We start from the raw sequence: 12,223 nt of genomic DNA, 5'->3' as shown, positions 1-12,223 counted from the left end.
TCATGAGGTCGTATCGATCAGCGAACGGATCTTCTGCGCATCCGCGGGAGTCGCCGGGTTGTAGATGACCATCGCGAGATCGGTCCTGCCGTCGACGGCGAACACCGAGTACTCGAAGGCAAGTGGGCCGAGCGCCGGATGACGTATGTGCTTGATGGCCTCGTGCCTGCCGCCGTGAAGACCGTTTTCCCCCCACATCGCCTTGAACTCCGGACTGAGCCGGCACAGCTCCTCGACAAGGGACTTCACGTCGGCCGCGGCGCCCGCACGCGCCGCATCCACCCGGAAGGAACCCAGTGCGAACCGCGCCACGCTCTCCCAGTCGTATTGCGCCGCCCGCGCCCGCGGATCGAGAAAGATGAAGCGCAGGATGTTCCGCTGATCGGGCGGCTGCGATCCATAATCCATCAACATGACCGTCGCCGCCTTGTTCCAGGCCAGGACGTCCCAGGTCGCGGTGCGGATCAGGGCGGGGGTCGGGTTCAACACATCCAGCACCCGCTGGAGCCGCGGAGTGACGCCTTCATTCTTCCGGTAGCGCGCTTCAGGGGGTCGCCCGAGGCCAAGCAGGAACAGGTGCTCGCGTTCGACGTCCGTGAGCATCAGGGCATGGGCGATGCGGTCGAGGACATCGACCGAGGGCGCTCCCCCTCGCCCCTGTTCGAGCCATGTGTACCAGGTCGGGCTGATGTTGGCGCGCTGCGCCACTTCCTCGCGGCGCAGACCCTGGGTGCGACGGCGCTCCAGGGGTAGGCCGAACGCCGTTGGATCGAGCTTCATCCGGCGATCCCGCAGATACGCGCCGAGCGGGTTGTCTGTTGCGGGCAATACGCTCATCCTGTTAGTCGCATTACTAGAATAACGTCACTACTTTACCAGCATAAACGAATGACGGAGGTTATCTCCAACGAACCCTGGAGAGCTCCCAATGCGTGTGTTTGTGACTGGCGCCACCGGCAACATCGGCTCGCGGACCGTGAAGGAACTGATCGCCGCGGGCCACCAGGTGATCGGCCTTTATCGCTCCGAAGAGAAAGCCGCGGCGCTTGCCGCTGCGGGCGCCGAGCCCTATCGCGGATCGATCGCCGAGCCTGACAGCCTCAAGGAAGGCGCACTTCGTTCGGATGGCGTCATCCACCTCGCGTTCAACCACGACTTCTCGCGTTTTGCTCAAAACTGCGCGGACGATCGTCGTGTCATCGAAGCGCTGGGCTCGGCTCTCGCCGGCACTGACCGCCCGCTTGTCATCACCTCCGGGACGCCCATCGCCAACACCGTGCCCGGCGAGCCGGCGAAGGAGGACAATTCTGTTGTCGGATCCGATGTGCATCCCCGCGCGGCGTCGGAAGAGGCCGCCGCCGCACTCTCCGCCAATGGCCTTAATGTCTCGGTGGTGCGGCTACCGCAGGTCCACGACCCACTCACCCAGGGCCTGATCACGCCAATGATCGCGATGTTCCGGGAAAAAGGCGTATGCGCCTATGTCGGCGACGGTCTCAACCGGTGGCCGGCGGCGCATGTTCTCGACGTCGCTCGTCTCTACAGGCTGGCGTTCGAGAAGGCCCAGCCAGATGCGAAATATCACGCCGTGGCGGAACAGGGTATTGCGATGCACGACATCGTCGAAGCCATCGGCCGACGCCTGAACCTGCCGGTCAAGTCGATCGCACCGGAGGAGACCCAGGGCTTTTTCGGGTGGCTCGCCAGGTTCGCCGGATATGACATGCCAGCCTCCAGCGCGCTGACGCAGGAGAGGCTCGGCTGGAAGCCGACCGGCCCCGGCCTCATCGCCGATCTCGAACGGCTCGAGTTCTCGAGTCACTGAACCTGGATCGCATCAACCGGTCAAGCGCCACGTATTCAAAACCTCGTGGCGTGAAAGCCCCACATAGCTCTTGACCAGTGCAAACTCCTCGACACGAAAACCGACCGGCTCAATCGGCGTTTTCGCCAGGCGGTGTCGCGGGTCGTAGCACAAGGTCATGTGCGGCTCATAGGCACGTGGCAGCTTAAATCCCCTGTCGGCCAATGCGCAGGCAAGCGCGGTACGCAACGTGCGTACCGCGTCCATGCCTTCGCCGCCCACCAACACGAGCGCGCCGCCGGAGAACGTCATGGCGGTGTCGAAGCATACGTCGAGGCCAGGTAAGGAGATCGAATCCGCCGCGCGGCACGCCGCGTCCACGATGCTGGCATCGGGGTCGTCTCCGACCAGGGCAAGCGTGATGTGTAGACGGTCCGGATCGTGGCGTTTTCCCGGCACGCCATGACGCTCAAACAATTCCCCCGCAAACGCATGAATGCGGCGGGCATCGTCGGGCGATGGTCGCAAGGCGAAGAACCAGGTGTGCCGCATCGCCGCCGAGGGTTGGCGCGGCTGCGCGGCACTCGTCACATGCGCCGGCGTTTCGCCAAAAAGATCGTGCTGGGTCACCCTTCGCTCCCATCAGACATCAGACAACAACTGCTCGCGTGCGTACCGGGCCGGGGGAAGCCCGACGTGGCGGGTAAACGCAACACTGAAAGCACTGGCGGAGCCGTAACCGACACGTTCCGCAACTTCGGCGATCCCCACATCGCCGCGCCGGAGCATGTTTTTGGCTAAGGCCATCCGCCAGCGAGTGAGGTATTCCATCGGTGCCATGCCGATCGTCCGGCTGAATCGCTCGAAGAATGCCGAGCGTGAAAGTGCGGCCTCCTTCGCCAGCTGCGCAACGGTCCATGCCGCCGTCGGACTTTCGTGCATCAGGCGAATGGTCGTGGCGAGACGTTCGTCGGCAAGCCCTTGCACGAGCCCGTGCGAGTCCGCGGTCGTGGCCGTGGATCGCAGCGCCTCGATCAGCAGGACTTCAAGCAGGTGGGCGAGGATGACCTCGCGCCCCGGACGCTGGCTTTGGAACTCGTCCCTCACGAGCTGGACCAGGATGGCGAAGCGCGGTTCGCCGCGCACGTGCACGACCTGGGGAAGCAGCGACACCAGCAAGGCGGCGTCTGGAGAGCCGAAGACACAATGGCCGGCGAGCATGCGCAGGTCGGTGGGGCCGTCCACGTCGCCGATGCGGAATTCGCCGGCGGCCAGCACGACCGGCACGCTATCAGGAGCGCCGGGTGGCATCGGTGCGACGCTCGACATCGCTACGCCGTAGGCATCCGGAACCAGGACGAAATCTCCCGCGCGGAGTTCGAGAGGACCGCGCCCTTCGACCTCGAGGACGCAAGCACCCTCGAGAACGACGCAGTAGAAGGGATGTCCGGCGTCCGAGCGGCTGACACGCCAGGGCCCGGCACCGGAAACCAGCTTCGAATACCGGGCGCTCGGCTGGAGCAGCGTGACGACCTCCGCGAGCGGATCGATCATCTTCGGACTCTCGCTAATTATTTGCGGACTTCGGATTATAGAGGGTCCGAGTGGAGCGATCTATCGTGTCGTTGTCCCCACCAACCACCCGAGAGAGACCCATGCAGACCATTCTGATCACCGGATGTTCGTCCGGCTTTGGCCTTGAAATCGCAAGATACTTCCTGGATCGCGACTGGAACGTGGTCGCCACGATGCGCACGCCACGCGAGGACGTGCTGCCCCGTTCGGACCGTCTGCGCACGCTCGCGCTCGACGTGACGGATGCGGAAAGCATCCGGCGGGCCGTCGAGGCCGCAGGTCCGATAGACGCGCTCGTCAACAACGCGGGTATCGGCGCGGCGGCACCCTTCGAGGTGACCCCGATGACGACGACGCGCGAGGTCTTCGAAACCAATACGTTCGGCACGATGGCCGTGACGCAGGCGGTGTTGCCGCAGTTCCGGCAGCGCCGCGCAGGAGTGGTGGTCAACGTCACCTCGAGCGTCACCTTGCGGTCGATCCCGCTGGTCTCGGCTTATACGGCGAGCAAGGCGGCGGTCAACGCATTCACGGCGTCGATGGCGTTGGAACTCGTACAGTTTGGCGTGCGCGCGCACCTGGTACTGCCAGGCCGTTCGCCCGAAACCCGTTTCGCCGAAAACGGCCGCGCCCATATGCAGGGCCTCGACCACGAAGCCTATGCCGACCTCGTGCAGGGTTTTATGGCCAGCTTGAGCGAGCCGGGCCCGATGACCCGCTCCCCGGATGTGGCCGAGGCCGTGTGGCGCGCCGTCACCGATCCCGCGAGTCCGCTGCGGATTCCCGCAGGTGAGGATGCCGTTGCCTGGGCTGAGGCGCGATGATCGGCAGCAGGCAGTGAACCTAAGCCAATCGCTCCAGCAACGTCATCGCGTTGGGCACGGCCGCGCCCCGCGCCGTATTGTCGAAGATGCACCAGACCTCCCTCTTCTCCGCGTGTGCGCGGCGTATCTGCACCGCAACACGTTCGAGGAATGCGTCGTCGTAGGCCGAATAATAGACATGGGGTGTGCCGTGCAGGCGCAGATAGAGAAGCGCAGGATCGCCTCGACAATCGGCATCGGCGACAGGCGGCGGATCCGCCTGCACGCAGGCAATGCCCGCATCCCTCAGGATGGCGCTGCCCAAGGGAGTGAACCAGGTCGCATGCCGGGGTTCACAAGCGATGGGTACCTGCGTGCATCGGCGCAGCAATGAGAAGAAGGCCGTGGCGCCTCGTTTGTCGAGCGCCAGGCTCGGTGGCAGTTGAACGAGGACGCAGCCCAGCGTATTCCCAAGCGACGCGATCTCATCGAGGAAGTCGCGTACAGGCCTTTCGCACTGTCGCAATCTCAGGTCGTGAGTGACGGTGCGCGGCATCTTTACGCTGAAGCGAAATCCCTTTGGCACGCTCTCCGCCCAGCTCAGGTAGGTCTTCGGCTGGTGAGACCGATAGAAGGACGAGTTGATTTCCACGCACGGGAACACCTGTGCGTAACGCTGCAGGTGGCTGCCTTCCGGTGGGAACAGGCTGGCTACCTTCGATGGAAGCGACCAGCCGGCACACCCGATGCGGATGCTGGGTTGCATGACTGCGGATGCGCTGTCAGCAGGGTTGCTGCAAAGCCAGACGGAGCGCCTGCTCCAGATCCGGCATGGCGAACGGCTTGCTCAGGACGGCGCAGTCCTTGAAGACATCCGGAACGCCCATGCGACCATAGCCCGTGCTGAAGACGAATGGCAGCCGGCGACGTCGCAGCACCTCGGCGACGGGAAATACCAGTCCCCCGACGATGTTCACATCGAGCACCGCGAAATCGAAGGACTCGCTGTCCGCGATCTCCAGGGCCTTGGGCAGCGAGCCCACGGATGCGGCGACTTCGCAGCCCAACTCTTCCAGCATCGCCTCGATGAGCAGCGCCACGCCCCCTTCATCTTCGACCACCAGGGCTCGAAGGCCGGTCAACTCAACCATTCAGCGCCGCTCCTCGCAAAGGAATGCTCATCTGGCAATACAGCCCATCGGGCTCGAAGACCAGGTCGAGTTTGCCGTTCAGGTCACGCTCGACACAGCGCTCCATAAGCCGCGAGCCAAACCCCCGCCGTGTCGGCGCTTGCACCGGCGGCCCGCCCCGTTCCTGCCAGGTGAGCTCTACCGTTGCCGGATCCGCATCCTCCCGCACCTGCCAGCTCAACGCCAATTCCCCGGCCTCGGAAGACAAGGCGCCGTATTTTGCGGCGTTGGTCGCGAGTTCGCCCAAGGCCATCGTCAGGCTGAGCGCCTCTTTCGGGTTCAGCTTGACCGCCGGGCCCTGGATGTGGACTCGCTTTTCCGCATCCGGCATGGGCGCCAGGATTTCCCGCGCCAGGAAGTCGAGTGGAGCGTTTTCCCAATGCCGTGTCGTCAGGAGATCGTGCGCACGGGCCAGTGCGATCAGCCGCGATTCGTACCGCCGGCTGAAATCCTGCAAGTCGTCCGAGTGGCGAACCGTCTGCATCGCCAATGACTGGACGATCGCCAGGGTATTCTTCACCCGGTGGTTCAATTCGTCGATCAGCGTTTTCTGCCGGTTTTCCGCCCGCTTGCGCTCGCTGATGTCCACGAGCATGTTGATCGCACCGATCAGCTTGCCATTGGCGTCGTGCAGTGGCGTGGGGTACGGCGTGAACGGCACGAACGTTCCGTCCGGACGTTCCGCCATGGCTTCGACGCCCCGCACAGGCCGGTTTTCCTTCAACGCCACCGCCATCGGGCACTGGTCATGAGGCAAGGGCACGCCGTCGGAGGTATAGAGCCGCCATGTAACGCACCATTCGTCGCCAAGCTGCGGCGTACGGCCAGCCATCTCGATGCAGGCCTTGTTGAAGAACGTGATCCGTCCATTCGCGTCCGTCGTGTAGACGGCGGCCGGCAGGGCTTCCAACAGGTCCCGCATATGCTGCTCGCTGTCGCGACGGGCGACTTCGGCTTCATGCAGATGCGTCACGTCCATCGTGAAGCAGCGCGTGTTGACGAACTTTCCGTCGTTGAAGCGGCCGTTCGACGTGATGAGCACATGCTTGATGGAACCATCCTTCGCGCGAAGCCGCGCGGGATGGCGCTCGATGGGCTCGCCGCGCGAGAGCTTCTGGAGAATCTCGCCGATGACCGGCGCATCTGCGTGGAATCCGGCTATGTGGCGGCCGACATACTCCTCGGCCTTGTACCCCAACAGGTCCAGTTCCGCCTGGTTTGCCCGCAGGATGATGCCTTCGCCACTGACGATGTGCAGCCCTACGGCGCCGTTGTCGAAGAAATCTTCCAGGTCCCTGTTCTTGCGGCGGGCCTCTTCCTCGGCCGCCTTCTGGGCCGAGATGTCCTGAAAGCAGTTGATTGCTCCTTGCACGGCGCCATGACGATCTTTCAGGACCCGGATATTGACCAGGGCCGTGAAGCGGGAGCCGTCGGGGCGTTCCATGATGACCTCGGCGTTCCTCGTCGCGGTGCCCAGGCGTACCGCATCTGCCATCGGGCACTCTTCAGGCCGCAGCGGCGTGCCGTCGAGCAGGAACAGGCGGTGCGAGCCGCAAAAACGCTCCCTCGCGCCGTCCAGATCAGGCGTGCGACCCCAGAGACCGGCGGCCTCCGCATTGAAGGCAACGAGCCAGCCGTCGCGGTCGCACAGGTAGACGGCGCCAGGAATGGCCTCCAGCACAGTGGGACCGGCCGCGACAAGCGCTTCGAACTCGGTCAGCGCACGCTGACCGGTGGGGAATTTCTCGACGTTCGACATGGCTCTGAGACCTTCCATTGCTGCTCGACCGGGTACTGTAACGCCCCGGACTCTGCCGGAGCGAACCGTCGATTATGAAGTATCGCGTGGCGCCCTGCGGCCGCCGCCTGCCCTCGTCCGAGTCCCCATGGTCCGTCGCTCGAGCGATCACGGGTCCTCATATACCGGGGAGCGAGTGTACGAAGTGAGACGTCGGTAGCAACCGCCATCCTGATACAGGCGCCTTCACATGCAGATAACGGTGCCGCCCCCCCTTTTTCTGCAACGAGGGCCGCGGTTAGTCCGGTGGTCGCCGCCTCTGCGCGCTCGAACTCGGATCGCTAGCTGGTCGCGTCCCCGTCACTCCCACTCAATCGTCGCCGGCGGCTTCCCGGAGATGTCATAAACAACCCGAGAAATACCACGCAACTCATTGATAATACGAGTTGAGCACTTATCAAGGAAGTCGTACGGCAGATGCGCCCAATGCGCCGTCATGAAGTCGATCGTCTCCACGGCGCGCAGCGCTATCACCCATTCGTAAGCACGGCCGTCGCCGACGACGCCCACCGATCGTACCGGCAGGAATACCGCGAAGGCCTGGCTCACCCGGTCGTACAGCCCGTGGGCCCGCAGTTCCTCGATGAAGATGTTGTCCGCGCGCTGGAGCAGGTCAACGTACTCCGGCTTCACTTCGCCGAGCACGCGCACACCCAGGCCAGGACCCGGGAACGGGTGGCGGTAGACCATCTCGCGCGGCAGGCCGAGTTCGACGCCGATGCGGCGCACCTCGTCCTTGAACAGTTCGCGCAAGGGCTCAACCAGCTTGAGCTTCATGTGCTCGGGCAAGCCACCCACGTTGTGGTGGCTCTTGATGACGTGAGCCTTGCCCGTCTTGCTGCCGGCCGATTCGATCACGTCGGGATAAATCGTACCCTGGGCCAGCCATTTCACGCCCTCGAGCTTCGACGACTCCTCGTCGAATACTTCAACGAACAGTCGGCCGATGACCTTGCGCTTCGCTTCCGGATCTTCCACGCCGGCCAGCGCGTCGAAGAAGCGTTGCCTGGCGTCCACGCGAATCACGTGAACGCCCATGTGCTCGGCCATGGTCGACATGACCTGGTCGCCTTCCTGGTAACGCAGCAAGCCCGTGTCGACGAAGACGCAGGTGAGCTGGTCGCCGATCGCCTTTTCCAGCAGCGCCGCCACCACGGAGGAATCCACGCCGCCGCTGAGGCCTAGCAGCACGCGGTCGCTGCCGACCTGGGCGCGCACGCGCTCCACGGCGTCGTCGATGATGTGCGCGGCATCCCACAGGGTCGCGGAGCCGCAGAGGTCGACGACGAAGCGGCGCAACAGTTCCATGCCGCGCTTGGTGTGCGTCACCTCGGGGTGGAACTGGAGGCCGTAGAAGCGGCGCGCGTCGTCGGCCATCGCGGCCAGGGGCAGGCTCGGCGTGGAAGCGGTGACGCTGAAACCTTCCGGGATCGCGGTGACGCGATCACCATGCGACATCCACACGCCGAGCGATTCGCCGTCCTGCACCACGGTTTCGAACAGGGCGCAGTTGCCGAAGGTGATCGTAGCGGGGCCGAACTCGCGATGGTGCCCAGCCTCCACCTTGCCGCCGAGCTGTTCGGCCATGGTCTGCATGCCGTAGCAGATGCCGAGCACCGGCACCCCCAGATCGAACACTACCTGCGGCGCGCGCGGGGATTCGTCCTCGGTGACCGATTCCGGGCCGCCCGAAAGGATGACACCGCGCGGCGCGAAGCCGCGGATCTCTTCCGGCGCATGATCCCATGCCCAGACTTCGCAATAGACGCCGATCTCGCGGATGCGGCGGGCGATCAGCTGCGTGTACTGCGAACCGAAGTCTAGGATGAGGATCTTGTCACTGTGAATGTCGGTCATCTGGCAGCCTGCAGTTTGATGATGCTGAAAAGCAGAACGCCCACTTGCGGCGGGCGTCCTGGGTCACCTGGAGTGAGCGCCCGGAGGCGTCAGTCCAGGCGGTAGTTCGGTGCTTCCTTCGTGATCTGGATGTCGTGCGGATGCGCTTCGCGCACACCGGCACCGGTCACCTTCACGAACTGGGCCTTGGCGTGGATCTCTTCCACCGTGGCCGCACCCATGTAGCCCATCGAGGCACGCAGGCCGCCGATCAGCTGGTGGATGATGTTGCGCAGCTGACCGCGATACGGCACGCGACCCTCAATGCCTTCCGGCACGAGCTTGTCGGCATCCGCCTCGTCCTGGAAGTAACGGTCCTTCGAGCCCAGCTGCATGGCGCCGATGGAGCCCATGCCGCGGTAGCTCTTGTACGAACGGCCCTGGAACAGTTCCACCTCGCCCGGCGCCTCTTCGGTACCGGCGAACATGGAGCCGAGCATCACCGAAGACGCACCGGCGGCGAGCGCCTTGGGGATGTCGCCAGAGTAGCGAATGCCGCCATCGGCGATGAGCGGGATCTCGCCCTTCAGCGCGGTGGCCACGAGGTCGATCGAGGTGATCTGCGGCACGCCGATACCGGTGACGATACGCGTGGTGCAGATGGAGCCGGGGCCCACGCCGACTTTCACCGCATCGACGCCAGCGTCCAGCAGCGCACGCGCCGCCTCGCCCGTGACGATGTTGCCGGCGATCACCTGCACCTGCGGGTAGCGCTTCTTGACCCAGCCGGCGCGGTCGATGACTGCCTGCGAATGGCCGTGGGCCGTGTCGACCACGATGACGTCGACGCCGGCTTCCACCAGTGCTTCCACGCGCTGCTCGGTGTCGCCTGCCACGCCGACCGCGGCGCCGACGACCAGCCGCTCATGCGAATCCTTGGCGGCGTTCGGATTGTCGCGGGCCTTCTGGATGTCCTTCACCGTGATGAGGCCACGGAGCTGGAAACCCTCGTTGACGACCAGGACCTTCTCGATGCGGTTCCTGTGCAGCAGCTGCAGCACTTCGTCGTGCGACGCGCCCTCGCCCACCGTGACCAGGCGGTCTTCGCGGGTCATGATGTTGCGGACGGGATCGTCGTGCTTGCGCTCGAAACGCAGGTCGCGGCTGGTGACGATGCCGACGAGCTTTTCGCCGTCGACCACCGGCACGCCGGAGATGTTGTGCGCGCGGGTCAGCTGGAGCACTTCGCCGATGGAAGTGTCGGGGCGCACGGTGATGGGATTGCGGATGACGCCGGCTTCGAACTTCTTCACCAGGCGCACTTCGGCGGCCTGCTGTTCGAACGACATGTTCTTGTGGATGATGCCGATGCCGCCGTTCTGCGCCATGGTGATCGCGAGGCGGGCCTCGGTGACGGTGTCCATGGCGGCGGACACGATGGGGATGTTCAGGCGGAGACCGCGCGTGAAGCGCGTCGAGGTGTCCACATCGCGCGGCATGACCGTGGAGTGACCGGGAACCAGAAACACGTCGTCGTAAGTGAGTGCCTCGGCAAGGATGCGCATAGCATTAGTCCCGCGAGTAAATCGCGGCATTATAGCGTGCGTTGCACCCATTGGGTAGGAGCGCGCCTGCACGCGACAGGTTTTCGCGAAGAGCAACAGGACCTGTTGCGGAGATGCGAAGGGCGGTCGCGCGCAAGCGCGCTCCTACAGTCAGGGGTCGAGGGCCTCGGCGGCTTCCAGGGTGTTCTCCATGAGGGTCGCCACCGTCATCGGGCCGACGCCGCCCGGTACCGGCGTGATCCAGGACGCGCGTTCCGCGGCCGGCGCGAATTCGACGTCGCCCACGAGGCGGCCATCCTCGAGACGGTTGATCCCGACGTCCACCACCACCGCACCCGGCTTCACCCACTCGCCCTTCACCAGCCCCGGCTTGCCGGCAGCCACGACGAGGATGTCGGCCTGACGTACAAATCCCGCGAGATCCTGCGTGAACTTGTGGCAGCAAGTCACTGTACTGCCAGCAATCAGAAGCTCCAGGGCGAGAGGACGACCCACGTGGTTGGACACGCCGACGATCACCGCATGGCGGCCGCGTACGGGCCGGTCCGTATGGCCCAGCAAGGTCATCACGCCCTTCGGGGTGCACGGTCGCAGACCGAAACGGCGCAGCGCGAGCCGGCCGACGTTCACCGCCTGGAAGCCGTCGACGTCCTTGCCCGGATCGATGCGATCGACCAGCGCGTCCTCGTCGATATGCCCGGGCAGCGGCGACTGTACGAGGATGCCGTGCACGGCCGGATCCGCGTTGAGCTTGTCGATGAGCGCGAAAAGCTCGGCCTGCGAAGTGGACGCCGGCAGATCGTAACCAAAGGATTCGAAGTGCACCTGCTGGCAGGCGCGGCGCTTGTTCCTGACGTAAACCGCCGAGGCCGGGTCGTCGCCCACGAGCACCACGGCCAGGCCGGGAACGCGCTTGCCAGCCGCCACGCGTCGCTCGACGCGGCGGGCGATGTGCTCGAGCAGTTCGTGGGCGATGCGCTTGCCGTCGAGGATGCGTGCGGTCATGGGATATCGCCGTGCGGAAAGCGGCGCATTATCGCTGATCGTTAGAATGGATGCATGAGCATCGATACCCTTTCCTACCCGACCGGCCTGACCGATGGCGTCGTTTCCCTGCGCGCGCATCGCCGCGGCGATGCCGATGCGCTGGCAGAGGCCGTGCGGGAGTCGGTGGAAACCGTGGGCCGCTGGCAGGACTGGTGCCACGCCGGATACGCCAGCGCTGACGCGGAAGCTTGGATGGAAGCGGCCCGCAAATCCTGGTTGCTCGCCGACGGCTTCGAGATGCTGATCGTCGATGCGAAGACGGACCGCCTGCTTGGCGGGATGGGCGTGAACCAACGTAACAAGGAACAGCGCTTCGCCAACCTGGGGTACTGGGTACGGCAGTCGGAACAGGGCCGTGGCATCGCTACCCGGGCCGGACGTCTGGCGATCGGCTTCGCGTTCGCTGCCGTGAAGGTGGTCCGCCTGGAGATCGTGGCGGCGGAACACAACCTGCCAAGCCGGCGCACGGCTGAACGACTTGGAGGTGTGTTCGAAGGAATGCTTCGCAAACGATTGATTGTTAGGGGTGAGCCTTTGGACGCTGCAATGTATTCGGTGGTCCGGGGAGACCCTGGAATACCTGCTCCGTAGGAAAGTGCGCTAAC

Annotated in this window: 12 protein-coding genes; 3 read left to right on the top strand and 9 right to left on the bottom strand. The window is 64.6% G+C overall.

Annotation, left to right across the window (positions count from 1 at the left end; translation table 11 throughout):
- Positions 1-837 (bottom strand): helix-turn-helix transcriptional regulator, encoded by an 837-nt coding sequence (locus ACR9ZH_RS01590; protein ID WP_481289008.1) that lies wholly within the window; start codon positions 835-837, stop codon positions 1-3.
- A gap of 91 nt (positions 838-928) precedes the next feature.
- On the opposite strand from ACR9ZH_RS01590, the gene ACR9ZH_RS01585 reads away from it, so the two are divergent.
- A complete protein-coding gene (locus ACR9ZH_RS01585) occupies positions 929-1,825 on the top strand; it encodes an SDR family oxidoreductase (RefSeq protein ID WP_481289007.1) in 897 nt (298 codons plus the stop codon).
- A gap of 12 nt (positions 1,826-1,837) precedes the next feature.
- Here ACR9ZH_RS01585 and ACR9ZH_RS01580 read toward each other — a convergent pair whose 3' ends face one another.
- Positions 1,838-2,434, bottom strand: a complete 597-nt coding sequence (locus ACR9ZH_RS01580; RefSeq protein WP_481289006.1) for a 2'-5' RNA ligase family protein — start codon at positions 2,432-2,434, stop codon at positions 1,838-1,840.
- Positions 2,435-2,446: 12 nt separating this feature from the next.
- Positions 2,447-3,358: an AraC family transcriptional regulator gene (locus ACR9ZH_RS01575; RefSeq protein ID WP_481289005.1), complete on the bottom strand. Its 912-nt coding sequence runs from the start codon at positions 3,356-3,358 to the stop codon at positions 2,447-2,449.
- A gap of 101 nt (positions 3,359-3,459) precedes the next feature.
- Here ACR9ZH_RS01575 and ACR9ZH_RS01570 point away from each other — a divergent pair, with 101 nt between their 5' ends.
- On the top strand, positions 3,460-4,203 hold the full coding sequence (locus tag ACR9ZH_RS01570) for an SDR family oxidoreductase (RefSeq protein WP_481289004.1): 744 nt from the start codon (positions 3,460-3,462) through the stop codon (positions 4,201-4,203).
- 19 nt (positions 4,204-4,222) lie between these two features.
- Here the strand turns inward: ACR9ZH_RS01570 and ACR9ZH_RS01565 are convergent, their stop codons facing one another.
- From ACR9ZH_RS01565 to folD, 6 genes are all read right to left on the bottom strand, one after another.
- The gene (locus ACR9ZH_RS01565) at positions 4,223-4,948 is read right to left on the bottom strand and encodes a DUF72 domain-containing protein (RefSeq protein WP_481289003.1); all 726 of its coding nucleotides are present in this window, start codon (positions 4,946-4,948) and stop codon (positions 4,223-4,225) included.
- A gap of 16 nt (positions 4,949-4,964) precedes the next feature.
- Positions 4,965-5,333: a response regulator gene (locus ACR9ZH_RS01560; protein WP_481289002.1), complete on the bottom strand. Its 369-nt coding sequence runs from the start codon at positions 5,331-5,333 to the stop codon at positions 4,965-4,967.
- Entirely contained in the window at positions 5,326-7,131 is a 1,806-nt protein-coding gene (locus ACR9ZH_RS01555) for a sensor histidine kinase (protein WP_481289001.1), read from the bottom strand. Before ACR9ZH_RS01555 ends, ACR9ZH_RS01560 begins: the two co-directional genes overlap by 8 nt.
- Before the next feature lie 339 nt (positions 7,132-7,470).
- Complete coding sequence (guaA, locus tag ACR9ZH_RS01550; protein WP_481289000.1) at positions 7,471-9,027, bottom strand: glutamine-hydrolyzing GMP synthase; 1,557 nt, start codon at positions 9,025-9,027, stop codon at positions 7,471-7,473.
- An 89-nt stretch (positions 9,028-9,116) separates the two neighbouring features.
- Positions 9,117-10,571 carry an IMP dehydrogenase gene (guaB, locus tag ACR9ZH_RS01545; RefSeq protein ID WP_481288999.1) on the bottom strand — a complete coding sequence of 485 codons (1,455 nt, stop codon included), beginning with the start codon at positions 10,569-10,571 and terminating at the stop codon, positions 9,117-9,119.
- Positions 10,572-10,721: 150 nt separating this feature from the next.
- A complete protein-coding gene (gene folD / locus ACR9ZH_RS01540; RefSeq protein WP_481288998.1) occupies positions 10,722-11,576 on the bottom strand; it encodes a bifunctional methylenetetrahydrofolate dehydrogenase/methenyltetrahydrofolate cyclohydrolase FolD in 855 nt (284 codons plus the stop codon).
- Positions 11,577-11,630: 54 nt separating this feature from the next.
- Between folD and ACR9ZH_RS01535 the strand changes: the two genes are divergently transcribed.
- On the top strand, positions 11,631-12,209 hold the full coding sequence (locus tag ACR9ZH_RS01535) for a GNAT family N-acetyltransferase (protein WP_481288997.1): 579 nt from the start codon (positions 11,631-11,633) through the stop codon (positions 12,207-12,209).
- The last annotated feature ends 14 nt before the right edge of the window (positions 12,210-12,223 follow it).

Source organism: Luteibacter sp. SVR4-7G (genome assembly GCF_056755555.1).
Note: the sequence above shows the minus strand (reverse complement) of the source record. Positions and strands in the feature narration are given on the sequence as shown.